The sequence below is a fragment of the Mycobacterium sp. genome, assembly GCF_044342925.1.
GTDB lineage: Bacteria > Actinomycetota > Actinomycetes > Mycobacteriales > Mycobacteriaceae > Mycobacterium.
Genome location: NZ_JBIIOV010000027.1, coordinates 1 through 24,399 on the forward strand (window position 1 = coordinate 1; position 24,399 = coordinate 24,399).

Annotated in this window: 24 protein-coding genes and 2 pseudogenes; 13 read left to right on the forward strand and 13 right to left on the reverse strand. The window is 68.6% G+C overall.

All coding sequences use genetic code 11. The features are described 5' to 3' along the window. Positions 1-705, forward strand: a 705-nt coding sequence (locus ADBZ6I_RS04860) for a transposase (protein WP_526381426.1), incomplete at its 5' end; no start/stop codon positions are given. Positions 706-752: 47 nt separating this feature from the next. Here ADBZ6I_RS04860 and ADBZ6I_RS04865 read toward each other — a convergent pair. Continuing rightward, on the reverse strand, positions 753-1,583 hold the full coding sequence (locus ADBZ6I_RS04865) for an SDR family NAD(P)-dependent oxidoreductase (RefSeq protein ID WP_526381428.1): 831 nt from the start codon (positions 1,581-1,583) through the stop codon (positions 753-755). After that, positions 1,577-2,365: a GmrSD restriction endonuclease domain-containing protein gene (locus ADBZ6I_RS04870; RefSeq protein WP_526381430.1), complete on the reverse strand. Its 789-nt coding sequence runs from the start codon at positions 2,363-2,365 to the stop codon at positions 1,577-1,579. Before ADBZ6I_RS04870 ends, ADBZ6I_RS04865 begins: the two co-directional genes overlap by 7 nt. Positions 2,366-2,485: 120 nt before the next feature. Between ADBZ6I_RS04870 and ADBZ6I_RS04875 the strand changes: the two genes are divergently transcribed. The 5 genes and pseudogenes from ADBZ6I_RS04875 (at position 2,486) to ADBZ6I_RS04895 (ending at position 4,760) form a co-directional block, all read left to right on the forward strand. Next, entirely contained in the window at positions 2,486-3,334 is an 849-nt protein-coding gene (locus tag ADBZ6I_RS04875) for an MIP/aquaporin family protein (protein WP_526381432.1), read from the forward strand. A gap of 52 nt (positions 3,335-3,386) precedes the next feature. Continuing rightward, positions 3,387-3,869, forward strand: a pseudogene (locus tag ADBZ6I_RS04880) (solute carrier family 23 protein); the annotation flags it as partial. A 28-nt stretch (positions 3,870-3,897) separates the two neighbouring features. Further along, positions 3,898-4,086 (forward strand): CDGSH iron-sulfur domain-containing protein, encoded by a 189-nt coding sequence (locus ADBZ6I_RS04885; protein WP_313675601.1) that lies wholly within the window; start codon positions 3,898-3,900, stop codon positions 4,084-4,086. 46 nt (positions 4,087-4,132) lie between these two features. Then, positions 4,133-4,258 (forward strand): hypothetical protein, encoded by a 126-nt coding sequence (locus ADBZ6I_RS04890; protein WP_526381435.1) that lies wholly within the window; start codon positions 4,133-4,135, stop codon positions 4,256-4,258. A 76-nt stretch (positions 4,259-4,334) separates the two neighbouring features. After that, complete coding sequence (locus ADBZ6I_RS04895) at positions 4,335-4,760, forward strand: cytidine deaminase (protein ID WP_526381437.1); 426 nt, start codon at positions 4,335-4,337, stop codon at positions 4,758-4,760. Between the two features lie 39 nt (positions 4,761-4,799). Here the strand turns inward: ADBZ6I_RS04895 and ADBZ6I_RS04900 are convergent, their stop codons facing one another. Genes ADBZ6I_RS04900 through ADBZ6I_RS04910 form a run of 3 tightly spaced genes read right to left on the reverse strand, consistent with a single transcriptional unit; the run spans position 4,800 to position 8,199 of the window. Continuing rightward, positions 4,800-6,461, reverse strand: a complete 1,662-nt coding sequence (locus ADBZ6I_RS04900; RefSeq protein WP_526381439.1) for a phospho-sugar mutase — start codon at positions 6,459-6,461, stop codon at positions 4,800-4,802. After that, positions 6,461-7,243, reverse strand: a complete 783-nt coding sequence (deoC, locus tag ADBZ6I_RS04905) for a deoxyribose-phosphate aldolase (RefSeq protein WP_526381441.1) — start codon at positions 7,241-7,243, stop codon at positions 6,461-6,463. Before deoC ends, ADBZ6I_RS04900 begins: the two co-directional genes overlap by 1 nt. Before the next feature lie 56 nt (positions 7,244-7,299). Next, positions 7,300-8,199, reverse strand: a complete 900-nt coding sequence (locus ADBZ6I_RS04910; protein WP_526381443.1) for a uridine phosphorylase — start codon at positions 8,197-8,199, stop codon at positions 7,300-7,302. A 201-nt stretch (positions 8,200-8,400) separates the two neighbouring features. On the opposite strand from ADBZ6I_RS04910, the gene ADBZ6I_RS04915 reads away from it, so the two are divergent. The 3 genes from ADBZ6I_RS04915 to ADBZ6I_RS04925 all read left to right on the forward strand — a co-directional run bounded on the left by ADBZ6I_RS04915 (position 8,401) and on the right by ADBZ6I_RS04925 (position 11,159). Continuing rightward, positions 8,401-10,281, forward strand: a complete 1,881-nt coding sequence (locus ADBZ6I_RS04915; protein ID WP_526381445.1) for a cadherin-like domain-containing protein — start codon at positions 8,401-8,403, stop codon at positions 10,279-10,281. Positions 10,282-10,347: 66 nt separating this feature from the next. After that, positions 10,348-10,533 (forward strand): hypothetical protein, encoded by a 186-nt coding sequence (locus ADBZ6I_RS04920; protein WP_526381447.1) that lies wholly within the window; start codon positions 10,348-10,350, stop codon positions 10,531-10,533. Between the two features lie 8 nt (positions 10,534-10,541). Then, a complete protein-coding gene (locus ADBZ6I_RS04925; protein ID WP_526381449.1) occupies positions 10,542-11,159 on the forward strand; it encodes a hypothetical protein in 618 nt (205 codons plus the stop codon). On the opposite strand, the gene ADBZ6I_RS04930 is transcribed toward ADBZ6I_RS04925, so the two are convergent. Genes ADBZ6I_RS04930 through ADBZ6I_RS04940 form a run of 3 tightly spaced genes read right to left on the reverse strand, consistent with a single transcriptional unit; the run spans position 11,145 to position 15,620 of the window. After that, complete coding sequence (locus tag ADBZ6I_RS04930; RefSeq protein ID WP_526381451.1) at positions 11,145-12,176, reverse strand: zinc-binding metallopeptidase family protein; 1,032 nt, start codon at positions 12,174-12,176, stop codon at positions 11,145-11,147. The two genes, ADBZ6I_RS04925 and ADBZ6I_RS04930, sit on opposite strands and share 15 nt — an antisense overlap. Further along, positions 12,169-13,074: a transglutaminase-like domain-containing protein gene (locus ADBZ6I_RS04935; RefSeq protein WP_526381453.1), complete on the reverse strand. Its 906-nt coding sequence runs from the start codon at positions 13,072-13,074 to the stop codon at positions 12,169-12,171. The genes ADBZ6I_RS04930 and ADBZ6I_RS04935 overlap by 8 nt, the downstream gene beginning before the upstream one ends. Next, the gene (locus tag ADBZ6I_RS04940) at positions 13,071-15,620 is read right to left on the reverse strand and encodes a circularly permuted type 2 ATP-grasp protein (RefSeq protein WP_526381455.1); all 2,550 of its coding nucleotides are present in this window, start codon (positions 15,618-15,620) and stop codon (positions 13,071-13,073) included. The genes ADBZ6I_RS04935 and ADBZ6I_RS04940 overlap by 4 nt, the downstream gene beginning before the upstream one ends. Before the next feature lie 177 nt (positions 15,621-15,797). Between ADBZ6I_RS04940 and ADBZ6I_RS04945 the strand changes: the two genes are divergently transcribed. The 3 genes from ADBZ6I_RS04945 to ADBZ6I_RS04955 all read left to right on the forward strand — a co-directional run bounded on the left by ADBZ6I_RS04945 (position 15,798) and on the right by ADBZ6I_RS04955 (position 18,724). Further along, positions 15,798-16,694: a dienelactone hydrolase family protein gene (locus tag ADBZ6I_RS04945; RefSeq protein WP_526381471.1), complete on the forward strand. Its 897-nt coding sequence runs from the start codon at positions 15,798-15,800 to the stop codon at positions 16,692-16,694. A gap of 90 nt (positions 16,695-16,784) precedes the next feature. Then, positions 16,785-17,477, forward strand: a complete 693-nt coding sequence (locus ADBZ6I_RS04950; protein WP_526381457.1) for an LpqN/LpqT family lipoprotein — start codon at positions 16,785-16,787, stop codon at positions 17,475-17,477. An 86-nt stretch (positions 17,478-17,563) separates the two neighbouring features. Then, positions 17,564-18,724 (forward strand): phosphatase domain-containing protein, encoded by a 1,161-nt coding sequence (locus ADBZ6I_RS04955; protein ID WP_526381459.1) that lies wholly within the window; start codon positions 17,564-17,566, stop codon positions 18,722-18,724. Positions 18,725-18,727: 3 nt separating this feature from the next. On the opposite strand, the gene ADBZ6I_RS04960 is transcribed toward ADBZ6I_RS04955, so the two are convergent. The 5 genes from ADBZ6I_RS04960 to ADBZ6I_RS04980 all read right to left on the reverse strand — a co-directional run bounded on the left by ADBZ6I_RS04960 (position 18,728) and on the right by ADBZ6I_RS04980 (position 24,239). Next, the gene (locus ADBZ6I_RS04960; protein ID WP_526381461.1) at positions 18,728-18,874 is read right to left on the reverse strand and encodes a hypothetical protein; all 147 of its coding nucleotides are present in this window, start codon (positions 18,872-18,874) and stop codon (positions 18,728-18,730) included. Between the two features lie 182 nt (positions 18,875-19,056). Further along, positions 19,057-20,184: a hypothetical protein gene (locus tag ADBZ6I_RS04965; RefSeq protein ID WP_526381463.1), complete on the reverse strand. Its 1,128-nt coding sequence runs from the start codon at positions 20,182-20,184 to the stop codon at positions 19,057-19,059. A gap of 146 nt (positions 20,185-20,330) precedes the next feature. Beyond that, positions 20,331-21,815 (reverse strand): flavin-containing monooxygenase, encoded by a 1,485-nt coding sequence (locus ADBZ6I_RS04970; protein WP_526381465.1) that lies wholly within the window; start codon positions 21,813-21,815, stop codon positions 20,331-20,333. 22 nt (positions 21,816-21,837) lie between these two features. Next, the gene (locus tag ADBZ6I_RS04975; RefSeq protein ID WP_526381467.1) at positions 21,838-23,358 is read right to left on the reverse strand and encodes a hypothetical protein; all 1,521 of its coding nucleotides are present in this window, start codon (positions 23,356-23,358) and stop codon (positions 21,838-21,840) included. 98 nt (positions 23,359-23,456) lie between these two features. After that, entirely contained in the window at positions 23,457-24,239 is a 783-nt protein-coding gene (locus ADBZ6I_RS04980; protein ID WP_526381469.1) for an alpha/beta hydrolase, read from the reverse strand. A gap of 52 nt (positions 24,240-24,291) precedes the next feature. On the opposite strand from ADBZ6I_RS04980, the pseudogene ADBZ6I_RS04985 reads away from it, so the two are divergent. Next, a pseudogene (locus ADBZ6I_RS04985) lies at positions 24,292-24,399 on the forward strand (SDR family NAD(P)-dependent oxidoreductase); the annotation flags it as partial.

Sequence of the window (24,399 nt, forward strand, 5' to 3'; positions counted from 1 at the left end):
TTAACAACATTGAAGCTCATCGAGGCGATTGCCCGGTGCCGCCCTGATGCGTTGGCAGATCCGTGGGCACAGTCGGTACTGCTCGCCGCGAAGATGCTCGCCCAGCGGGTGCAGTTCCTCGAGACCCAAGCCAATACCCTCGAAACCCAGATCGATACCTGGGTGACCGAAGCCAATCCCGGACTGCGGGCCGCCTACGGCGTCGGCGCGGACACCGCCGCCCAGTTGTTGATCACCGCCGGGGCCAACCCGCACCGGCTACGCAGTGAAGCCGCATTCGCCGCACTGTGCGGTGCGGCGCCTGTTCCCGCGTCCTCAGGCAAGACCAGCCGGCACCGGCTCTCCCGTGGCGGAGACCGTGCGGCCAACAATGCGCTCTTCCGGATCGCCCTGGTGCGCATGTCCAACCACCAGCCGACGAAGAACTACGTGCAACGACAACAGGCGCTGGGCCACACCCGGATGGAGATCCTGCGCAAGCTCAAACGGGCCATCGCCCGGGAGATCTTCAAACTCCTCACCCGCCAGATCGCCGTGCCCGACTACGCCGACCTGCGTCCAGCCCGGCAAGCCAAGAACATCACCGTCACCGCTGCCGCCAACCACTTCGGGGTCTGGCCCACCGTCATCTCCCGCATCGAACGCGGCCTACAGCGCGACGACACCTTCGCCGACACCTACAGAAACTGGCTCAAGGCCGCTTGACACGAATAGGAGCATCAAGTTGTGATTGCCGGCGAGATCGGGGCCCGCTAGCGGATCACCACCGCACTCGGCTCACGCGGGGCGCCCAGCGCGTGCCGGTGCGACGGCGGTGTGCGGCCGCCGTCGTCGGTGATGCCGTAGCGGGCGGCCTGCTCCGCCGCGATAACGGTGTGCCCGCTGAGGGTGGGCAGTTCAGGGTCGCGGTAGAGCGCGTCGATGAGCCGTCCGGTGAACTGCGGGGTTTCGGCGTGCTCGGCGAAAGCGGCCAGCGCATCGGGGTTGCCCCGCAACGCCGCCTGCATCCGTTCGGTCAGCAGGATCCCCATCCAGATCGACACCGTGCACACGCCGGTGCCGGCGAAGTCGACGGCCATGTCGGCGGCCATCTTGTCGATGCCGGCCTTCTGAGCGCCGTACGCCGGGCCGTGCATGTAGCAGACCGATCCCGGCGATGAGGTGAACGCGATCAGGGCACGCTCGGCGCGGAGCAAGAGGGGCGCGGCGTACCAGGACGCCACATAGGCCGAGCGCAGTCCGACATCGAGCACGTCGGCCAGTGCCAGTGGCTTCTCCCAGAACGGCGCCGGGTCGGTCAGTGCGTTGCTGATGGCGGCGGCGTTGTTGACCAACAGGTTCAGCGCACCGCATTCGGAATCCACCCGCTCGAATAGGGCTGCGACAGAGGCGTTATCGGAGTGGTCGGTCACGACCGCTATCCCCTCGCCACCGGCGTCCGTGACGGCCTGCGCGTCAGCTGGCCCGGCGGTCCGGCCGGTGAGGTAGACCCGCCAGCCGGCCGCACCGAGGGCAAGGGCTATGCCGCGGCCCGCGCCGCGGGTTGCCCCGGTGACCACGGCCACCCGACCGTGGGTCAGCATCGCGACAACACTTCAGACATCGCCGTCTTCTCCTTGGTCGACAACCACAGCCCGTAGGCCGTCTTGACCTCGACCTGCCGGGCCACAAAATCGCAGCGGAAAACAGCGTTCGGCGGCAGCCAACCGGCGGCATCCCGAAACGCCTTGTCGAAGTTGGCTTTCGGGCTGACAGCAAGCAGGTTGCGCGGGTCGTTGGCGAAATCGAGCCGGCGTTGCGGATCCCAGGCCCGCGCACCCTTGTACCAGGCGTCGGCCAGCGCGACCACATGGTCGATCTCCACGCTGTTGGAGGTCTGCGGGCCCCGGACGAAGTCGATGGCCGCCCCGGTGTAGGGATCGGTCAGGGTGCCGCTCTGCGCGAAACACGTAAACGGCCGCACCACAGGGTTTTTCAGGTCGCGGCGCAGAATGTCGTCGCGGGTGTTGCAGCCGTTGTGCCCGAATTCGACGTCGACGTCGTCGCTCCACGCCTGGCCGAACTGCTGGCGCTGGAAGTCCGAGGTGCGGTCCCAGCCGCGGACCGGCAGTGCCTCGAGTTGCCGGCGCGCCTCGTCGAACGTCGGTGTGCGGCCGGCCGGCGGACCGGCGGGAACACCGGCCGGTGACCGAGCCGGTTCGGGGGCCCGCCAGGTGGGTGACGGGCCGGACAACCGGCTGGAGGCGGCCCGGTGCTGCCACATCAGGACACCGGCCACCCCGGCGACAAGCAGCAGGGCCAGCATGACGCCGACGCCGCGACGCCGCCGGCGGCGCTGGGCGGAGGCGGGGGTACGTGGGGCCACCCCACGGTTCTAACACCCGGTCAAGCTGAGCGAAATCGACCCGCCGTATCTGCGTCGTTGCTACCTTCCGGTGATCGTTGTCGCGGAAAGTCATCGTTGTCGCGGAAAGGTGTGATCGACGTGAAACGAACCCCGTTGCTCGGCGAATGCTCGGCGGAATTCTTCGGCACGATGTTGCTGATCCTGTTCGGCTGCGGCGTCGTCGCCCAGGTGGTCACCGGCGGAACCCCGCTGACGACGGCACCCGGCGCCACCGGGGACTACAACTCCATCGCCTGGGGATGGGGTCTGGGCGTGGCCATGGCCGTGTACGTCGCCGGACGCCTGAGCGGGGCGCACCTCAATCCGGCGGTGACCGTCGCATTGGCCACCTTCAAAGGTTTTCCGGTGCGCAAGATCGCGCCGTATATCGGGGCGCAGGTGGCCGGCGCGTTCGTCGGCGCGCTGATCGTCCGGTTGAACTACAGCGACCTCATCTACAAAGTCGACCCGGGGCACACCAAGGCCACCCAGGGCATCTTCTCCACCTCGCCCGACAGCGGTGTGTCGATCTGGACGGCGTTCTCCGACCAAGTCGTCGGAACCGCGATTCTGGTCGCGGTGATCTTCGCGCTGACCAGTGCGGTGAACAACCCGCCGCTGTCGAACATGGGGCCGCTGATCATCGGTCTGCTGGTGGTCGCCATCGGCCTGGGCTGGGGAGCCAACGCCGGCTACGCGATCAACCCGGCCCGCGACTTCGGCCCGCGGCTGGCGTCCTTCGTCACCGGCTATCAGGACGCCTGGTACTCGGCCAACGGGCCGGAGTTGTACTTCTGGTTGCCCATCGTCGCCCCGCTGATCGGCGGGCTGATCGGTGGCGGGTTGTTCGTGTTCTGCATTGAGCGGTTCCTGCCCGCCGCGATCGTCAACCCCGCCGAGATCGGCGTCGTCGAACCGACACCGCTGGGAAAACGCGATAAGGCCTAAGGGCTGGCGGACTGGTGGTCATCGAGGGTCTGATCATCGTCGCGCTGGCGGCGTCCGGTCTGCGCTGATCACCGAAGGCGCCGGCGCGGTGCTCGGCGGCGGCACGTCGGCGTCGTCGAACACGGTGTTCATCGAGTCCGGCGCGGGCATCGAGGAGGGCGCCCGCACCGGCCTGGCCAATATCGTCACCGGCACGTTGTTCCTGGCCGCCATGTTCATCGCGCCGCTGGCCTCAGTGGTTCCCAGTGAAGTCGCTGCCGCCGCGCTAGTGATCGTCGGAGCGATGATGGTGTCGCAGCTGCGGCACATCGACATCTCGGAGTTCTCCGTCGCGCTGCCCGTCTTGCTCACCGTGGCGGTCATGCCGTTCAGCTACTCGATCGCCAATGGCATCGGGGTAGGCTTCGTCAGCTGGGTCGTGCTGCGGTCGGCCGTCGGCAAGGCCCGAGAGGTCAGTCCGCTGCTGTGGGTCGTCGCTGCGGGGTTCGTGCTGTACTTCACCCGGGACGGAATCCGCGCGCTCATCGACGCATAACGCCCCCGGTACGGCAGAATGCGGACCTATGAGCGATGTGACGATCAAGGCCCTGACCGACGGTCCCCTCGAGGTTTCCGGGGAGGTCGAAATTCTGGCCGCGGACGGCTCGGTGGTGAAGGAAACCAGCAAGTCCTACCTCTGCCGCTGCGGCTATTCCGAGAAGAAGCCGTTCTGCGACGGGTCGCACAAGAAGGAGGGCTTCACCGCCCCCTGACCGATTACGGTGACCGGCGTCACTTTCCATACAGACGGGACGGATCATGGATCGTTGCACCCCGACCACCGAAAAGGACGCGCCGGCAACCAGTTCCACCTCCCCGACGGTCAACCCGGCTGCCCCTGGCTCGGTGTGCAAGCAGGTCGTCGACGGCGTCTGCATCCGCTGACACCCGGGCCATGACCACCTGATTAACCCCGCCAGCCGGTCCGCGGCTGCCGATGGATGCCAGGAGACACCTCACCATGGGTCACAACAACGGGCACGTGGACTGGGAGACGCTGCACAAGGTGGCCGTAGACGCGACCGCGAACTCCTACTCCCCCTACTCGAATTTCCCGGTCGGAGTGGCCGGATTCGTCGACGACGGCCGGGTGGTCTCGGGCGCCAATGTGGAGAACGCCTCGTACGGGATCACCCTGTGCGCCGAATGCTCCATGGTCTCGGCGCTCTACGCCACCGGCGGCGGCCGGCTCACCGCGGTGTATTGCGTGGACGGCAACGGCGACCCGCTGATGCCCTGCGGCCGCTGCCGCCAACTGCTCTACGAGCACGGCGGTCCCGGCCTTCTGGTGATGACGCCCCAAGGCGTCCAGACCATGGCCGAGATCCTTCCGCAGGCCTTCGGTCCCTGGGATCTCGTGGAAAGGAAGTCCCTCCGTGACCAATGACGTGACGCAGGCCGCTGCGGTCTGGACCCGGTCGGAGCGCTACAGGCCGACCGCCTCAGCCACGCTGGCCCGCAGGGCTTCCAGTTCGGCCTGGGCGCCGGCCCGGGCGGCAACGATGTCACCGGTGACCGGGACCACCACCTGCAGATAGCATTTCAGCTTCGGTTCGGTGCCACTGGGACGAACGATCACCCGGGCGTCGGGCAGGGTGAACCGCAGGCCGTCGGTGGGCGGCAGCCCGTCGACGCCCCGTTCGAGGTCGTCCATCGCGATCACGTCCCGGCCCGCCAGCGCAGCGGGCGGGTTTGCGCGCAGCCGCGCCATCACATCGCTGATCAGCGAGAGGTCCGAAACCCGCACGGACAGTTGGCTTGTCGCGTACAACCCGTGCTTGCGGGCCAGGTCGTCCAGGACGTCCTGGACGCTGCGGCCCTCGACCTTGAGCGCGGCCACCATCTCCAGCATCAGCAGCGACGCGGTGATGCCGTCCTTGTCCTTGACCGCCGTCGGGTCGCAGCAGTAACCCAGCGCCTCCTCATAGCCGAACCGTAGATTCGGCACCTTGGAGATCCACTTGAATCCGGTCAGGGTGGTGGCGTAGCCGAGTCCGGCGTCGGTGGCGATGCGCTCCAGCAGCGTGCCGGACACGATCGACTCGGCGTAGACGCCGATGGCCGGTGTGCCGTCGCGCCGGCCGCGTTCGGCGATCCACCACCCCAGCAGTGCTCCCACCTCGTCGCCGGTGAGCATCCGGTAGTCGTCGCCGGCGCGGACACCCGCCGCGCACCGGTCGGCGTCCGGGTCGTTGGCGATGATCACGTCGGCGTCCTGGGTGCGGGCGTCGGCCAGCGAAAGGTCCATCGCACCAGGCTCTTCGGGGTTCGGGAAGTTCACCGTGGGAAACCGGCCGTCCGGGGCGAACTGGGCGGCCACCGCCGTCGGCGCAGCGAAACCGGCATCGCTGACCGCGCGCATGAACACCTCGCCGCCGACCCCGTGCATGGCGGTGTAGACCGACGACACCGCACGGGAGCCGTTGCCCAGCAACGACACCGCCCGCGCCACATAGGCGTCGAGCACGGCGCCGTCCAGAGTGCGGTAGTCGTCGGACTGGGCGATGGACGCCAGCGGACCTACCGCGGCGATACAGGCGGAGATCTCGCTGTCCGCCGGCGGCACGATCTGACTTCCGTCGCCCAGGTACACCTTGTAGCCGTTGTCGTCCGGCGGGTTGTGGGATGCGGTGACCATGATCCCTGCCGCGCAACCGAGTTCGCGGATGGCGAAGGCCAGCACCGGCGTGGGCAGCGCCGTGGGCAGCACCATCGCGGTGATCCCGGCGCCGGCCACGATGCGGGCGGTGTCGCGGGCGAACACGTCAGAGTTGCGGCGGGCGTCGTATCCAATGACCACCCTGAGATCGCGGCCGCCGGTGGCCACCAGGTAGGCGGCCAGGCCGGCGGCCGCGCGCGCCACCACCAAGCGGTTCATCCGGTTGCTGCCGGGGCCCAACCGGCCGCGCAGGCCGGCGGTTCCGAACTGCAGGGTGCCGTCGAAGGCGTCGGCCAGCTCGGTTGCCGCGTCGGCGTCACCCGCCTCAGCGCGAGCGATCAGCGCCGAAAGCTCCCCGGCGGTGGCCGGATCCGGGTCCTCCGCCAGCCAGGCCCGGGCGGTGCCGAGCAGGGTGGTGTCCAGGCTCATCAGTAGTCCGCCGCTGCACCTTCAGTCCCGGAGACGATCGCCACCGAGGCCGATGCCCCGATCCGGTCGGCGCCGGCCTTGATCATCGCCGTGGCGTCCTGGCGGGTGCGCACCGCGCCGGATGCCTTGACGCCCAGCGCATCTGCGACCATGGCCCGCATCAGGCCGATGTCGTGCGCGCTCGCGCCGCCGCCACCGAAACCCGTCGAGGTCTTGACGTAGGCGGCGCCGGAGCGCAACGCGATCAGACAGGCGATGGCCTTCTGGTCGTCGTCGAGCATGCTGGTCTCCAGGATCACCTTCACCGGGGCCGGCCGGGCCGCACCCACCACCCCGAGCATGTCGTCGTAGACCGCGGCCAGATCGCCGGAGAGCAAGCCGCCGACGTCGAGCACCATGTCGACTTCGTCGGCGCCCTCAGCCACCGTGATGCGAGCCTCCTCGGCCTTGGCCAGCCGTGTCATCGCCCCGAGCGGGAAACCGACCACGGTGCAGACCATGACGCCGGACCCGGCCAGCCGCTCGGCGGCCGTGGGAACCCATCGAGTGTTGACGCACACGGACGCGAAGCGGTGTTCGCGCGCCTCGTCGCAGAGGGTCTGGATGGCGGTGAGGGTGGCGTCGGCCTTGAGCAGGGTGTGGTCGATGCGCCCGGCCAGGGTCCCGGAGGTGCGCAGCACGGCCGGACGTTCGACACCGTCCGGGGCGGTGCCGAGGGCGGCGGTCACCGCGCCGTTGGCACGGTTGAACAGCGCGGAGTAGTCGGCGACGTAGGTGTTCACAGGTTTCCCCTTGAGAGAAGTCCGGCGGCTGCGCCGCCAGCATTGACGTTTGAGTGTCAGCCGTCGAGCAGGCTGGTCGTGAGGTAGTTGAACAGCGCGACGCCGGAGTCCTCGCTGAACTTGTGCAGCTGCGCAGGTGTGGCGGTGACCTGGTCGCCCTCCAGTCGGTTGAGCAGGGTGCAGCAGATCATGCCGAATTTTCCGAAACCCCAGTGGTTGAGATAGCCGGCGAGCATCGCGCCTTCCATCTCGATGTTGCGCACCCCGTTCTCGTCGAGCCACTGGAGCCAGGCCATCTTCGACTCCGGAGTCTCCAAGCACACCGCACCGTCGAGGCGGTACTGCTCCAGAAAGAATTCGTTGCCCGCCACGGTTTTTCCGACGACGATGTCGAAATCGGTGTCGGCGTTCGCCGCGATGATGGCGTCATAGGTGGCGGCCGGGAAATGGCCGTCGAACCAGTACTCACCCTCCCGGCCCCGCAGCAGTCGATAGGGCTTCAGGTCGGCCATCAGGCCTTCCGAGGAGACCACCACCGTGCCCCCGGGCAGTCCGACGCCACCGCTGGTGCCGACCCGGCACCAGAAGACGTCGGCCATGGCGTCGAGATCACCGCGCTTGAGGAAGAACACCAGCCGCATGAGTTCCTGCACCGCGATGGACGCGCTGGGCATCCCCATGCCGTGCGAGGCGAACAGCACGCCGCCGGTGTAGCGGGTGACGAACCGGTCCTCCTTGGGGAACGCGACGATCTCCGGGTCTCCGCTCAAAGCGCTCCACCGCTGCGCGAACTCTTTGATGCGGGCGCCCGAACCCGCCATGATCACCGCCCGGACACCCCGCAGCGTTCCCAGGATCGGATCGGACGACGTGACCCCGAAGTGGTAGTAGACGTCCTCGCGGCTTCCGTCGATCACCCCGTCGAGGAAGGCGTGATTGATGTTCTCAGTCTTCACCTGCGACCTCCGGGCTCTGTGACGCGAGGGAATCTACGTGCTGCGGTTGGGGCGCGGGGGTGTTTGGCGTTCCCGCCGCCGGCCCCGGACACGTGGTCGTGTTGACTGTCGATTTGCCGCGCGGTTACATTCGGCAGCCACAGTGACCTGCTCAGAGGCAGAAGACGGGGGACCCAGTTGGTAGCCAGATACGCCGCGCGAGTGGGTGCGGCCGCATTCGTGCTCGGGCTCTCGCTGGCCGGTCCGCAGTCGGCCGTGGCCGTCGCCGACAGCAGCGAGAGCGCGCCGACGTCGGACACCGCCGGCCCACCCGGTGCAGCGGACAGCGCCCCGCAGCGGGCCGCCCGCGCTCCGCGGCCCACCTCGGCACGCGGTGCCCATCGGAACGCCGACACCGGGAGGGCGCCGGCCGCCACGATGTGGCCGTCGGCAGTCTCCGAGGAGCTTTCCGCCGAGCCGCTGACAGTTCAGCCTGAGCGCGGCACCCCCAGCACGGACGCCACGAAGGACATCGCCCCCGACCCGCTCCCCGACCGGCCAGTCGCACCGCAGACGCCGGCGGCGCCGCAGGCCCTGGCGCCGGAGTTGTCGTCGACGCTCGCCGCCCAGCCGGACCGCGTCGTCGCAGCCGCCGCACCGGCGGCTCAGCAGCCAGCGCAGAATCCCTCACCGCCCCGCGTCACCGCGGTCGTGACGGTCACCACGGCCGCCGAGCCGCCCGCAGCGCGCGCCGTTCCCGAGCCCGTTCCCGTGCCCGTTCCCGAGCCCGTTCCCGCGCCCCCCGGCCTGGCCGCACTGACCACGCCGGTCGGTGCGGCTGCCACCTCGTCGTTCACCGACCTCGTCAACGGGTTGTTGGCACCGATTCAGTCGCTGTTCGAGGGCGCCGCCCTGATGCTGCGCCGCAGCCTGTTCAACGAAGTTCCGTCGGTGAGCCCCGTTCAGCTGACCGGACTCACCGAGGGACCGATCACCGGCACCCTCGGCGCGGTCGACCCGGAAGGCGATCCGCTGTCCTACACGGTCAGCACCTCCCCCGGCTACGGCACGGTGACGATCGGCCAGGACGGCAGCTACACCTACACCCCGGGAGCCGGCTTCACCGGGGCCGACAGCTTCGTCGTGACCGCCACCGACACCGGTCTGCACATCAACCTGCTCAACCTGGGCCGGCCGGCCGGCACCGCCGCCAACGTCGCCGTGACCCAGAGCGCGCTGAGCGCAGCGGCGCTGCGCTTCCAATTCCTCTACGGCAGCGGATCGCAGTACTGGACCCCGGAGGCCCGGGCGGCGCTGGAGGCCGCGGCCGCGAAGCTGGCGTCCTCCGTCGTGGTCTCCTCGCCGGTGGTCATCACCTACGCCGTCACCGCCCGGAATTCGCCGCTGTCCTCGACGCTGGCAACCGCGGGCAGCGACTTCGTCGCCCCGCAAGCCGGCTTCATCAACACCGGCTTCATGAACACCGTCGTGCAGAACAAGATCCAGAACGGAGTCGACGCCAACGGAGCGGCGGCTGACGGGACCATCGACTGGAACATGGGCAAACCCTGGGGGTACGGCAACACCGTCGGCAGCACCCAGTACGACTTCCAGTCGATCGCGATGCACGAACTCCTGCACACCTTCGGCTTCCTGTCCTACGTCGACGCACCGAGTTCCAACACCGGCCGGATCTGGACCGTGTACGACGGTTATCTGGTGAACTCTGCTGGGACAGAAGTCATCTCGACGACCTACAGCTGGAACCCCGCCTACAACACCAACCTCACCGGCGGCAACGGCGGGCTGTACTTCAGCGGACCGAACGCGGTCGCGGCCAATAACGGACTGGTGTCGCTGTACACGCCCAGCACGTGGACCTCGGGAAGCTCACTGTCCCATCTCAACGACGCCGTGTTCAGCGGCTCGCGCAGAAAGCTGATGAACGCCGTCAGCACCACGGGGACCAACATCCGCACGCTGAGTCCGGTGGAACTCGGCATCCTGCAAGACATCGGCTACCAGGTCTCCAGCGGTTCGGGAACTTCGGCGCTGATGGTCGTCGGCTTCTTCGTCACCCGCCGGATGCGCCGCAAGGACTGACGTGGCGGCGCCGGTCAGCAGGTCGAGGTCGGTTCCCAAGGCCTTTCGCTTGCGTATCATCGCGGCATGCAACCTCATCCCCCGGGCGACCGGAACTGGAAGGGATGGGTGATCGCCGGGCTGGCTCTGCTGGTCTTGATCGCCCTCCTGGCGCTGTGGGCCATGCGCCCCAGCCGGCAGGGGCAACCCGGCGAACCGGGGCATTCCGCCGGCCACCCGGCTGCGGCGGCCCTCGTCGTGGGTACTTACTGAGGCTCGTCATGACCGACCAGCGGGCAGTCCCGGACGCCGACCTCGATGTCCGGCCGGTCGCCGCCGACGATTTCTACGCCGACGATTTCTACGCCGACGATTTCTACGCCGACGGCGGCTACAACGAATGGAACGACCAGTGGGCCGGCCAATGGGACCGCGAGTGGGACCGCGAATGGGAGTGGGACTCCTACCCGGTTCCGCCGGCGCCGCAGAAGGTTTCCCCGCCCTGGTACCGCAGTCCGGGATTGCTGCTGGCACTGATCGGCGCGGCCGCGGCGGTACTGGTGGTGGCGACGGCGCTGCTGGTCGGCGGTCGGTTCGGCGGGGATATCCCGACCAGCCCGCAACTGAACACCAGAACGGCCACACCGAGTCCCAGTGCCGCGCCGCAACCGCCTCCGGCGCAGCGCCGGACCAGTACGGGCCCGTCGACCACCGAGTCAACGACGCCGTCGGCAACGGCCGAGCCGCCGCCGGTCGTCGAGCAACCCGCCGAGCCGCCACCCCCGCCACCGGCGGAGCCCCCGGCCGTCGAGCGCGCGCCGGCCGATTCCGACGGCCCCCGCATCAATGTCACCCGCACCCCGATGAGCTTCAGCCCCGGCACCTCAGCCCGGCCGTGACCCTTCGTCGACCATGGTGTGGATGAACCGCATCTTCTCCAGGACCGGCACCGCCAGCACGAACGGATAAAGATCCGGCTTGCCCATCGCGCGGTTCACCATGTTCAGCGGCCACACCAGCGGCAGCCACATGTCGATGATCGTGTCGAAGCCGCTGGGCCCCAGAATCCTGCGCTGGTAGGTCGCGGAGGCCGGTGCCAGACCGTAGGCGGCGGCGGTGTCCAGGGTGCCCCGGATGTGCAGATAGTGCGCGAACGTCTCGGCCCAATCCTCCGCGGGATGCATGGTGGCGTAGGAGGACACGTAATCCTGTTCCCACCCCTTCGGCGCCCCCTCGCGGTAGTGGCGTTGCACGGCGGCCTGGTAATCGGCGTCGGGATCGCCGAACAGGCGCTGGAATTCGGCGAGGCGCTCCGGCGAACCGTCGACCAGCCGGAAGAAGTAGTAGTGGCCGATCTCATGGCGGAAGTGCCCCAACAGGGTTCGGTACGGCTCGGCCATCTCCACCCGCAACCGCTCCCGGTGCACGTCATCGCCCTCGGCCAGATCCAGCGTGATGACCCCGTCGGCATGCCCGGTGGACACCTTCTGATCGGCGCTGGACAACAGGTCGAACGCCAGACCGTGGCTGGGGTCTGCGTCGCGGCCCACCACCGGCAGGTCCAGTTCGCACAGTTCGGTCAGCAGCCGGCGCTTGGCCTGTTCGGCCTCGGCGAAGGCGCTCAGTGCGACGGCGTCATCGTCCCGGGGCCGGGTGCGGGTGAGCGAGCACGACACACACAGTTTGCGGACCGGAGCCACCGGAACCAGCCAATTACATTGCGCCAGATGCAGGTTCGCGCAGAGCTGGTACTCCTCGCCGTTCACCGCGCCGCGATGTCCAGCTCCCCCGTCCGGGCTTATCACCAGGAATGCCATCTCCGCGAGTGAGAATCCAACATCACTGCCGCAGGACAGGCACACCGAGTTCTCGAACGCCAGATGCTGACCGCAGGTGGGGCACAGGAAGTCACGCATCGCTGCCCAACGGGGGCCCGTCCAACGGCGCCACATCCACCGACACGTCGATCGCGCTGTGCTCGGAGTCGGTGTAGATGATGCCGCGCAACGGCGGGATGTCGGCGTAGTCACGACCCCAGCCCACCGTGATGTACCGCTCGTCGACCAGTTGGTCGTTGGTGGGATCGATGCCCAGCCAGCCGTTGTCGGGCGTCCACACCGCCGCCCAGGCGTGGGTGGCATCGATGCCGAACATCCGTTCCTTTCCCGGCGGCGGATCGGTCGCGAGGTACCCCGACACGTAACTGGCCGCCAGCCCGTTGGCCCGCAGGCACGCGATGGCCAACCGGGCGAAGTCCTGACATACCCCTTCCCGCGCCGCCAGAACCTGATTCACCCGGGTCGACACCGTGGTCGACCCCGACCGGTAGGCGAAATCGGCGAAGATGCGGGCGTTGAGGTCAGCCAGCACCTCGATCAGCGGCCGCCCCGGCTCGAAGCTCGCCGCGGCGTAGTCCCGCACCTCCGCCGTGATCTCCGGGGGCCGCAGATCCAGGGTGAATTCCGTTGCCAGCACCCCGGCGGGACCGGTCGGACGCGATGCCTCCCACGGCCGCGACGCGGCCCCGGACCGGTAGCCGGCCGTGGACGGCGGGCTCACCTCGACGACGGAGGATCCGACCACCGACAGAACCCGGTGCGGCCGGGTGACGTGGAAGAAGGAGCTGATGTTGCCGTAGGCGTCACGGCTGGTGGACCTGTCGGCGGGCTCCGGGTCGACGTCGAGTGTGAACTCCAGGCAGCGCTGCCGGCCGGTGTCGCGCGGCGTCAGGTGCGCGCGACCGTAGGAACTGGTCACCACGTCGGAATACCGGTAGTCGGTGCGGTGGGTGACCCGGTAGCGGCGGATGCTCACGGCAGCACCCGCCGTTGGTCCGGGCCCCACAGCGGCTGCATGTCTCCGGGCAGCGACAGCTGGGTCGCGGTGATGACGTCCGACACGTCCCGCAGGGCGGCGTGAATGGCGCCCAGTAACCCGTCGAGCTCGGCGCGATGCCCGTCCGCGCCGACGTGCTCCAGGTCGGTCGGGTCGAGCCGGCGCAGCCGTGCGGCGATCTCCTCGATCATCCGCTCGGGCCGCGACGAGCCGGACGTTCCGGGCAGCGCGCGCAGGTTGTCACGCAGTCGATGGAGTTGGTAGACAACGGATCTGGGATTTTGATCGTCGAAGAGCAGCAGTTCGGCCACCGCGGAGACACTGGCCTGCCCGAGGTTGCGCCTGCGATAGATGACCGAGGACTCGCAGGCGATGAGAACCGAGTCGGTGATCGCCTGTTCCGCTCCGGCGGCGCGCCGCACCGTGAGAGTGGACCGCAGCAGGGCCGTCAGAGCAAGCCCCCGCTCGATCCGCCGGCCGATGTCCATCATGGTCCAGCCCGCGTCGCGCACCATCGACTCCGCCGCCATGCCGGACAGCGCCAGCATGCCGGAGAGCGCGCGGCGCTGAGCCACCGCCAGTGCGGTGTCGTCGCCGCGGCGGCGGACAGGCCGCTGCTCCGGAGGCCGCTGGGCCTGCTCGGCCAGCGCGCGCTCGACGTCGGACAGCACCATCCAGGTGTCGTTGGACATCTGGTCGCGCACCGCCCTGGCAGCCAGACCCAGGCCGTCCACCGAATGCGCCAGCGAACCCGCCAGCGCGCGGTCGGCGGTCAACGACCACAACGCCCGCGGCGCGTCGACGATTCGGTCCTCATCGGCCATGACCGGGGCGGGTTCGGCGTCGGCGACCTCGTACAGGGCCGACAGCAGCACCGGCAGACACGCTCGCGCCTCGGCATCGGGACGGTTAGCGAACTCGTGGTAGCGCTCCCGCGTGACGATCAGCAGCCGGGCCAGATCCTCGGTGCGCTCGGCATAGCGGCCGATCCAGAACAGGTCGGCGAGCACCCGCGGGGAACTGGCGAACTGCGCCCCGCTCGGCAGCTTCACCGACGGCACCGTGGCGGAGTACTCGGCACCGGCACGGGCCGCGGGGCGAATCCAGATGTCCTTGGCCGCAACCTTATCCAGCGTGTAGGCACCCGGACCCGCGCTCAGCGCGTAACCGAGACCACCGACCATCGGCGCGTAGCCGCTGCCCTGGGAGACGGTGAACAGCCGCAGTCCGACACTGGCGGACACCAGGGCGCCGCCGGCGCGTACCGTGGGCGCCGAGGAGAACTGCGGCAACTCCTGGCCGACCCACTGCCAGGGCTGAGCCTCGATGCGTGCGGCGATCTCGGCGCGCTGCGCCGCCGTCAACACCGGACCGACGATCACCTCGGCGCCGACCACCGACTTGACCAGCAGCGACGGCAGCCGGGCGATGATGTGCGAGCGCTCAGCGTCGTTGCCGGCCCAGTAGTACCGGGGGGTGTCCAGCAGCGGCTTCTCACCCAGCAGCAGTTCGGCGAGTTCGGGCAGAAACCGTTGTAGCCCTGGGCTTTCCAGGACTCCGCTGCCCAGGGCGTTCACCACGGTGACCGAGCCACGACGCTGCGCCTCGATCAGCCCGACGACCCCCAGACGTGAATCAGGCCGCAGGTCAAGCGGATCGGCGTAGTCGGCGTCCACCCGGCGCAGCACCACGTCCACCCGCTTGAGGGTGCCCAGCGACCGCATCCACAGCGCACCGTCGCGCATCAGCAGGTCGGCGCTTTCGACCAGCGGGAAACCAAGAACCGTCGCCAGATAGGCCTGGTCGAACGCGGTCTGGGAATGAATACCCGGACTCAGCACCACCACGACGGGATCCTCGGCGGCATCCGGGGCGGCGTCGATCAGTGCCAGCCGCAGCGCCTGCGCGAACGGCGTGACCGGCCGGGGCCGGACCCGTTCGTAGATGTCGGGCACGGCATGGGCGACCACCCGCCGGTCGGCCAGCGCATATCCCGCCCCGGACGGCGCCTGCGTCCAGTCGGCGTTGACCATGAACCGGCCGTCCGCGCCCCGGCTCACGTCGCAGCCGAGCATGAACAGCTGGTGGCGTCCGGGGTTTCGCGTGCCCCGGGCCGCGCGAATGTAACCGGGATGTCCGAACAGCAACTGCGGCGGCAGGATTCCACTGGTGAGCGCCCGGCGCTCGCCGTAGAGATCGTCGAGCACGACGTCGAGTAGCCGGGAGCGCTGCAGCACGGCGGCCTCCAGCACCTGCCAGTCCGGCGCGGAGACGATCAGCGGGATGCCGTCGAGTTGCCACGGTCCGGGCATCGCGATGCCCTGCCCGTCGGAGTCGTTCGCCCCATGCCGCTCGATGTCGATGTAGGTGATGCCGTCGTTGTCCACCAGGCCGCGCAGCACGTCCCGCAGCCGGTCGAGTCCGTCCCGGCCGCGTTCGGCGATCAGCTCGCCCAGTTCCCGCCATTCCGGGCGCACCTGGCCGGCCTCGTCGACGAACTCGTCGTAGCCGGTGCCACCCGACATCGGACCCGGGCCGCGTGGGTCACCGCTCGTGCCGCCCGTCGGGGGACCCGTGACCGAGAGCGACACCACACCACCTCCTCACCGCACCGATGACCCGCGCCGATGACCCGCGACCGATGACCCGCGCCGATGACCATAGTTGTGCAGCACGGTACGCACCCCGCGATACTGGTGGAGGTGGACCCACTGCAGCGCTACATCGCCGAAGAGATCGCCACCGACCACGTCGACGGACTCTTATCACGACGGGAGGCGCTGCGCCGGCTGGGCCTGATGGGAATGGGAACCGCCGCTGCCGCGGCACTGATCAGCGCCTGCGGCGAGCGCCGTGTGACAGCACCGCCGTCGGGCACGGCGGAGCCCGCCAGCACACCGCCCGGCATGCAGGGCGCCCGGCCGCACCAGCCGATCAGCTGGGCCGGGCCACGGGGTCCGTTGCAAGGCAGCTGGGCGCCGGCCGACAGCCCCATCGGCGCGGTGCTGGTCATCCACGAGAACAAGGGGCTCAACGACTGGGTGAGGTCGGTCGCCGCCCGGCTCGCCGGAGTCGGCTACTCGGCGCTGGCGATCGACCTGCTGTCCAGTCAGGGCGGGACGGCGAAATTCGCCGATCCGGCGGCCGCCACCGCCGCGCTGTCGGGCATCGACCCGCCGCTGTTCATCGCCGACCTCAAATCCGGACTCGACGAACTGCAGCGCCGCGTTCCCGGGCACACCCTCGGGGTGGTCGGGTTCTGTTTCGGCGGCGGCCTGGTGTGGCGGTTGCTGGCCTCCGGCGAACCACGGCTGTCCGCCGCCGTTCCGTTCTACGGGCCGACGCCGGACGATCCCGACTTCAGCGGTTCGCCGAACGCAGCCGTGCTGGCCTTCTACGGGGCCCTGGATCAGCGTGTCAACGCCTCCGAACCGGCAGCCCGGGCGGCCCTGGAGCGGGCCGGGCTGGTGCACGAACTGGTCATGGAGCCCGACGCTGACCACGCCTTCTTCAACGATTCGGGGCCCCGCTACAACCCGGCGGCCGCTTCCGACGCGTGGCGGCGGCTGCAGGACTGGTTAGCTCTGCACCTGACGTGACAGGCATAATGGCCGTCGGGGTGGGTTCGTCACGGTTCGCCTCGTACGAAGGCACCCAGAAGGCACCCACAGACCTCAAGGAGCTTCCGAATGCCAGCAGGCCGCAGCAGATGGCTGCCGTTCGCCGCGATGTGCCTGGTCCTGGCGTCCGGTACGGGCGGCCTGGCCGGGTGTTCCGGCGACAAGTCGGACACCGGGGCCTCCGGGACCGCCAGCCAGTCGCAGGCTTCCGACGGGCCGAAGACACCGCTCACCGCTACCGCTGGACGGTTGCCGACGTTGTCGGACTACCTCAAGCAGAACGACATCAGCCAGACGGTGGTCAAGCGCGGCGACGCAGGCGCCCCGGCGATCACGCTGCCGGCTCTGCCGGGCTGGCAGGATGCCGGCGCCGGCACCCCGCCGTCGGCGTACGGCGCGATGGTGAACACGGATCCGGCCTTCAGGGCCGACCCGCCGTCGATCGTCGTCATCATGGCGAAGCTGACGGACGCGGACCCGGCTGAGATTCTCAAATTAGCGCCCAACGAGATTCGCAACCTGCCGGAGTTCCGGGGCGGCGAAGCGCGTCCGGGCAAGCTCGCGAACTTCGATTCCATCCAGATCGGCGGCACCTACGTTCGCGACGGCAAGGCGCGCATCATCGCCCAGAAGACGGTCGTCATCCCGGGTAAGGACGGGCTTTACGTCATGCAGCTCAATGCCGACGGGACCAAGGACGCGGCCCCCAAGCTGGGCGAGGCTACCGAGGCGATCGACAAGGCCGCCACCATCACCCCGTAGCCACCATCACCCCGTAGCCACCATCACCCCGTAGCCGTCGCCGATAACCGCCACGGATACCTGCCGGTGTTTGGGATGCTGGAGGCGTGCCAAGCCTGCCGCGCCGGATCGCCTCCGACCTGAACTCGAAACTGCGCAGTACCGAGACCGCCGCCTTCGTGGCCGGTGTGGAGAGCGGCCTCACCAAGCGCCGCCGCGAGCAGAAGATGAAGTCCGGCGCGTTCCGCGGCATGCATCTGGTCGTCTACCGCGGCTACGTCGCCGACGATGTCGCGAAGGTCAGGGTGCGGCTGCTCGAGGCCCCTGAACTGCCCGGCGACAGCCGCATCCCCTACTGGGAGGTGGCGCAGGCGAATCTGCGCCGGCACGCGGCGTTGTGCATCGTCGGCGCCGAGGTGCAACTGCGGATCGGTCAGCACACCGCCACCGAGGTCACCGATAGCCACGGGTTCGCCAGCTTCTCGCTCCCGGTGCCCAAGCTGCGCACCGGATGGCATCAGGCCCACGCGGTGACCACACCCATCGAGGGCGGCGAAACCGCTTCGGCCACAGGGCGGGTCGTCAAGCCGTCGCTGAAGGCGCCGTTCCTGGTGGTCTCCGACATCGACGACACGATCCTGCTGACCGGGCTGACCGAAGGCGTCGCCATGGTGGCCCGCACGGTGCTGCGGGAGGCCAGTGAACGCGCTGCGATCCCGGGGATGTCGGCGCTGTACCGGGGGCTGGCCCGCGGCGTGCCGTCACCGACCGGGAACCGCAAGCCGGAGCCGACGTTCTTCTACGTCTCGACCGGAAGCTGGTCGTTCTATCCCACGCTGCAGGAGTTCGTCCAGCTGCGAGGATTCCCGGTCGGGCCGATGTTCCTCACCGACTGGGGGCCGACCGAACGCTATCTGCGACGCAGTGGCGCCGAGCACAAACGGGCGGCGATCCGCCGGCTGCTGGCTGCGTACCCGGGCATGCAGTTCGTCCTGGTCGGCGACAGCGGCCAACGCGACGCCCTCACCTACGAGGAGATGGCGCGCGAATTCCCCGGCCGCGTCGCACTGATCCTCATCCGTCAGGTCGGCGACGACGACGACGAACGCAACACCGTCGTGCGATCCCGCGCAGCCGTCCTGCGGGACGAGGGAATTCCGCTGTACCTCGTTGCGGACGCCACCGCCGCCGCCGCGCTGGCCTGCGAGATGGGACTCTGCGACGAAGAGACCCTGATCGAGGTCAGCGGCGAACCCGGAGTCAGGTAGCGGTCAGCGTCCGAGCACGGCGTTGACGGTGCAGCGGATCTCGTCACGGTCCTTGGACCCGTCGTCGACCCCGGTGCGCCGCAGCGCCACGGCGGCGACGATCAGCAGCACGCAGATCACCACGCTGACGATCATCAGCAGCAGAGACATGGCGGACTGCACACTCGGCGTGAAGAACACCGTCGGAAAAACGATTCATGGTGACGATGTTCGCGATCAGGAACAGAACACCCAGGACAGCGCCACCAGGGGCAGCGGACCGCGCCGGGATCGCACCGTCACGGGCTCCGGTGCACTGTGACGCACATCCAGCATTTCGTCGGAATGATCGATCATTGGCGGCGGTGCCGATTCGGCTGCCGATCGACCGTACGGGAGGCGGAATCCGCGGCGTTCGATCCGACACTGCTTGCCCCCGAACGAACCTCGGGCTCGGCCGACCGGGCTGGCCGGGTGGCAGCCGGCGACGTGACGGCGGGCTCATCCACCGGCGCAGCGGCGGTGACGTCGAAATCCGGGTCGGGCGTCGCTGACGGCGTCGCAGTCGGCGAACTGTCTGTCGCGGTGGCAGCCGCAGCCGGAGCAACCATCCGTGGCTGGAGCGCGGCCGACGGGCTCGGCGGGTAATTCTCGTAGAGCCACTGGTTGTCGTACGGGTTTTCGGGATCGCACGACGGGCACAGTGCCGGCGCCAGTGCGGTGGACAGTTTCGAGAACGGCGTCCGCGGGTTGTACCACTCGCTGTTCTGGACGAACGGGTAGAAGGCGTCGACCATCGACTTCGTGAGTTTGCCTGTGGCCCGGGCCATTTCGCCGAGCGGCATCGTTTCGATCTTCGCCGGCGGCCCCGTCAGGTAGTTCCACAATGCGATGAACTCGGCGCCCGGCGTCATCTGCACGCTCTGCCCCGACCACGTCGTCGGTTGCAGGGTGAACGGATTCGTCGAGGTCGGGAACCGATAGCCGTCCTGGAGAGTGGACAACGGGACCGTGAAGGTGCCTTTCATGAACGCGGTGATATCCGGACACGCGCCGGGCACCGCCGCGCAACCGGCGTTCATCGGCAGGTTCGCCTGCGCCCACCAGCTGAGCTGGGTGCCGAACACCGAGGAGAACGGCGCGACCGGCATCAGCATGTCGACGGCGGCTTTGAGCTTCGGCGGGTCCTGCTCATCGAACCCACCGACGTTGGTGGGACCCCACACCTGCCAGCTGCCGGTGGCGATCATCGCGTCGGCCAACCGGTCAGCGGCCTGGAACTCCCAGGCCGGCATGCTCAACACCATGGCGAACAGATTCGCCGGGACGTTCAACAGTGACGAGGACTGCGCCGCGAGGGCGTAGCTCAGGTCACCCGCACGCGGGGCGCCGGCGGGCGGCCCCTCTGTGGTCACGGTCAGCGTGCCGACGCTCATCGCCGCCACCCCCGCCGCCAGATAAGCGCGCACCGCAGCAGACATGACGCCTCCCTGAGATCGAGGTTGCGCTGCACTAAAGCCCCCGCAGCAAATAGTAAGGTTACCGCAATGGTGACCGGACGCCGAAAACGCCTTGGAAAAGGCTCGATTCGGCGAGCCGTGAACTACCGCTATTTCTTGTGCGTCAATTAGGCGATCGCGTAGTCGGTCAGCGGGAAGCGGTCCTGCTCCCTGACCGCACTGCGAATCGATGTCGGCCGGAACAGCGGAGCTTCGCCAGAACCGCTGAACCAGTAGGAATTGGACGTCGCGCAGTTTCCGAGCATGAAAACCGAATCGCCCAGCAGTTCGTTCATCCGTTTCAGGAAGCGGTCATTGGCCTCGTCGGTCACCTCGAATGTGCTGGCCCCGCGGCCTTGCAACTCGCCGAAGAGCCGATTCATATGGCGCATCTGGCACTCGACGGTGTCGAACCAGGACATCCCCACCCAGGCGTACGGACTCGACAGCGACAGGAAATTCGGGAACCCGGGCACCGTCAAACCCTCGTAGGCCTGGAACTTGTTCTCCCGCCACCATTTTCCGAGATTCCGGCCGTCGCGGCCGATCACCTCGATCGCCGGCAGGTTGCTGTTCCAGACGTCGAATCCGGTCGCGAACACCAGTGTGTCGACAACCCGTTTGGTGCCGTCCCGGGAGATCACACCGTCTGGCTCGATCCGCTCGATCCCGGCCGTCTCCAGGTGAACGTTGGGTTTGTTGAATGCCCGGTAGTAGGAATTCGACAACGTCGGGCGCTTACAGCCGTAGTCGTAGTGCGGGGTCAGCGCGCGGCGAAGTTTCTTGTCCCGCAGCGACACAAATCGGTGCACCCCCCCGACCAGGCCGGCGAATTTGTTGATCGGCTTGAAGTACCGGTACTTCCACATCGCGATCAGAACCAGCAGATCGGTGAAGTTGTCGGTGGTGCGGCGAATGGCCTGCTGCGTGATCGGGCGGCGGGCGAACGTCCGCTGGACAGCGGGTGCGAACCCGAAATCCAGCTTGGGCAGCACCCAGATCGGGGTGCGCTGGTAGACGGTGAGGTCCGCGGTCTGCTTGGCCAACTCCGGAATCAGCTGCACGCCAGTCGAACCGGTGCCGACCACGGCTGCCCGACGCCCCTGCATCGAGTAGCTGTCGTCCCACTTGGCGGCGTGAATCACCTTGCCGGCGAAGGTCTCCAGGCCGGGGATGTCGGGCATCTTCGGCTGGCACAGATACCCGGTGGCGGCGATCAGGAATCGGGCGCGCAACGTCTCGCCACCGGCGAGGGTGACGACCCACTGGTTGGCGTCCTCATCCCAGCGGGCCCCGCCGACGACGGTGTTCAGCCGCAGGTACCGGCGCAGGTTGTACTTGTCGGCGACGTGCTCGGCGTAGCGCTTCAGCTCCCGGCCGGGCGCATACAGCCGCGACCAGAACGGGTTGGGCTCGAACCAGTAGGAGTAGGTGGTCGACGGGACGTCGACGGTCAGACCCGGGTAGTGGTTGACGTGCCAGGTACCGCCGAGATCGTCCTCGCGGTCGACGATCACCAGGTTGTCGTAGCCCAGTCTGTTGAGCTGGATCGCCGCGCCCATCCCGCCGAAGCCGGCCCCGACGATGACGGCATCGAGCAGTTCGGCACTCACTCCGGCGATCCTAACGGATTGGCTAGTCGGGGGTTCCGGCCGAACGGCCGGCACCGGAACCGGCGTCGGCCCCGTCCTGGTCCGATCCCGGGCTGTCCGCCGCGGCGCTCGAACGGGACGGCGCGCCCCGGTGCCTCGTGTCGGCCGGCTCAGCGGCTTCGGCCGGCTCGGCGGCTTCCGCAGGCTCGGCGGCTTCGGCCGGCTCAGCGGCTTCCACGGGCTCGGCGGCTTCCGCGGGCTCGGCGGCTTCCGCAGGCTCGGCGGGATCGGTCAGGTCGGCCGGAGCGGCCGTCTCCTCGGGAGCGGTGTTGTCGGCTTCCTCCACCGGAGCGGCCGGCACCGAGTCGGCGGCGGCCGCCGATTCCGTCTCCGTGCGCGAGGCCGCGACGGCGGCCGGGGTGCCCGACTCGGACCGGTCGCCGGTGGCGGCGGCCTCGGGCTCCGCGCTGTCGGCAGCGGGCTCCGTCGGGGCCACGTTGCTCACCGGCGAGGCGGGCGACGTTTCAGCGGAGACGTCGGCGACCAGAGTGGTCACCGAGGGCGCCTCGGCGGCGGCCGACGACGGTGCGAGCGGCGGACCGCCGGGATTCTCCGGGTTGCACTGCGGGCAGGCCAGCGGGACGAACGGGAGGAACAGCGGCGTCAGGGCGGTGTAGGGCCAGCCCTTCAGCAGGTAGCTCATCGGGACGATCGGATTGAAGGCCAGCACGAGGGCCTTGACGAAGCGGTCCAGCGAGGCGGCGACATCGTCCATCGTGAAGGACTTCGGCGCGTTCAGCGACGGGTCGGCCTGCAGGTAGTTGATCAGCGAGTTGATCGGATCCATCGCGTCGAGCTGCACGTACGCACCCGACCACGGAACCTCCGCGCCGGTGGAGCCGGGAATCTCCTCGCCGATCGCCCCTTCAGCTTCGCTGACCGGATTGAACAGCGTCGGGAACTGGTAGCCCGCGGCCAGCGTCCAGGCCGGAGCCAGGAACATCTTGCTGAAGATCGGGGCGATATCACTGCAGGCCGGGCCCACGGTGCCGGTGCAGCTGGAGTCCATCGGCAGGTTCGCCCGGCCCCACCAGGCGAGTTGGTCGCCGAGCGGGTTGGACAGCGCCTTGAACGGGATCATCCAGTTGGCCAGAGCAGTGATCTTCGGCGGATCGGCCGGGTCGAAGCCCAGCACGTTGGTCGGGTTGTACACCCACCAGTTGCCGGTGACCTCCAGCGCGTAGGAGAAGTCATTCATGCCGTCCAGCCAGGCTCCCGGCATGCTCAGCACCGCATTGAGCAGGTTGGCGGGGATGTTCGACGCCGAACCGGCCGGGTCCACCGCGACCGGCGTGTAGCTCGGCCGGGCCCAGATGTCGCAGCCCTGGGTGTTGTACCCCGAGCAGGCCTGACCGTTGCTCACCGCGGCCGCCAGATTCACGGCAGCCTCGATCACCCGGGTCTGGGCCTCGTGCATCGGCGGCGCGAGCTGGGCGGCGGCGACGAAGCCGGCCCCCACCAGAGCTACGCCCGTGGTGTAGTACGAACGTGAGACAGCAGGCATGAAAAAGCCCTTTCGGGTTTAACGAATCAGGGGAAGTGTTGACCTGACAGTAACGAAATATGCCGCGACCAGCAAACCAGCACGCCGGGTGATGCCCCTCACAGGCCGCGGGCGCCCAGCCAGCCGTCGATGCGTTCGGCGACCGCCTGCCAGCCCGTTTCGAGCATCATGTCGTGGCCCATGCCGGCGAAGAACTCCGGTTCGGTCCGGTAGGCGCGTGCGGTGGCCACGACCTCGTCGCGGGTCACCGCGCCGTCCTCCTCGGCGCCCAGTACCAGCAACGGCGCCCGCACCCGGTCCGGTTTGGGCAACGTCACCAGCCCGTCGAGACCCGAACGCGCGCTCTCCTCCTGCAGGCGGGCGGCGTAGCGACGCACCAGCGGTTCAGGGGTGTGCGCGCAGAAGAACCGTTCCCGCGCCAGTTCCGGTGTGCTGACGTAGGCCAGCGACCGGCCGGTGAGGGTGAGCTTGGCAAAGTGCACCGGGTGCCGGCGCAGCCACCGCAGCCCGGATCGGAGATAGCCCTGCGGGGGCATCGAGGCCATCAGCACGGCGGCCGGTGCGTCATTGGTTTCCAGGTACTTCTGGACGATGACACCGCCCATCGAATGGCCGACCAGCACCGGCGGCGTCGGCAGGCTGCGGGCCACCGAGACGACGTCGTCGAGGTAGTCGGCGAACGAGCAGTCCCGCAGCCGCTTCGGCGTCGGGCTGTTGCCGTGTCCGCGGAAACTCGGTGCCACCGCCCGATAGCCGCGGGCGGCGAAGAAGTCGAGGAAATGCTCGTCCCAGCACCAGGCAGCGTGCCAGGCGCCGTGCACGAACAGCAGCGGTACCGGGTGGCCCGGTGCGGCGGTCCCCTTGTCGATGACTTCAAGCATTGCCGATCAGGGTAGGCCGCCAGCTTGTGCCGGTGGCCATAGGATCGGCCGCGTGAGCCTTCCCGAACCTGGCACCGGTAACACCGTCGTCGTCACCGGCGCGTCGTCGGGCATCGGCGCCGAGATCGCCCGCGGCCTGGGGCGTCGCGGATACCGGCTG

What these genes read in the sequence shown, in the direction of transcription:
- ADBZ6I_RS04965 (WP_526381463.1), bottom strand. Translation starts at nt 20,184, where the DNA reads ATGTCTGCTGCGGTGCGCGCTTATCTGGCGGCGGGGGTGGCGGCGATG.
- ADBZ6I_RS04865 (WP_526381428.1), bottom strand. Translation starts at nt 1,583, where the DNA reads ATGCTGACCCACGGTCGGGTGGCCGTGGTCACCGGGGCAACCCGCGGC.
- ADBZ6I_RS04940 (WP_526381455.1), bottom strand. Translation starts at nt 15,620, where the DNA reads ATGTCGGGTGGCACCGGCTACGACGAGTTCGTCGACGAGGCCGGCCAG.
- ADBZ6I_RS04980 (WP_526381469.1), bottom strand. Translation starts at nt 24,239, where the DNA reads ATGCTTGAAGTCATCGACAAGGGGACCGCCGCACCGGGCCACCCGGTA.
- ADBZ6I_RS04900 (WP_526381439.1), bottom strand. Translation starts at nt 6,461, where the DNA reads ATGAGCCTGGACACCACCCTGCTCGGCACCGCCCGGGCCTGGCTGGCG.
- ADBZ6I_RS04920 (WP_526381447.1), top strand. Translation starts at nt 10,348, where the DNA reads ATGCAACCTCATCCCCCGGGCGACCGGAACTGGAAGGGATGGGTGATC.
- ADBZ6I_RS04930 (WP_526381451.1), bottom strand. Translation starts at nt 12,176, where the DNA reads ATGCGTGACTTCCTGTGCCCCACCTGCGGTCAGCATCTGGCGTTCGAG.
- ADBZ6I_RS04925 (WP_526381449.1), top strand. Translation starts at nt 10,542, where the DNA reads ATGACCGACCAGCGGGCAGTCCCGGACGCCGACCTCGATGTCCGGCCG.
- ADBZ6I_RS04950 (WP_526381457.1), top strand. Translation starts at nt 16,785, where the DNA reads ATGCCAGCAGGCCGCAGCAGATGGCTGCCGTTCGCCGCGATGTGCCTG.
- ADBZ6I_RS04890 (WP_526381435.1), top strand. Translation starts at nt 4,133, where the DNA reads ATGGATCGTTGCACCCCGACCACCGAAAAGGACGCGCCGGCAACCAGT.
- ADBZ6I_RS04895 (WP_526381437.1), top strand. Translation starts at nt 4,335, where the DNA reads ATGGGTCACAACAACGGGCACGTGGACTGGGAGACGCTGCACAAGGTG.
- ADBZ6I_RS04885 (WP_313675601.1), top strand. Translation starts at nt 3,898, where the DNA reads ATGAGCGATGTGACGATCAAGGCCCTGACCGACGGTCCCCTCGAGGTT.
- ADBZ6I_RS04975 (WP_526381467.1), bottom strand. Translation starts at nt 23,358, where the DNA reads ATGCCTGCTGTCTCACGTTCGTACTACACCACGGGCGTAGCTCTGGTG.
- ADBZ6I_RS04960 (WP_526381461.1), bottom strand. Translation starts at nt 18,874, where the DNA reads ATGTCTCTGCTGCTGATGATCGTCAGCGTGGTGATCTGCGTGCTGCTG.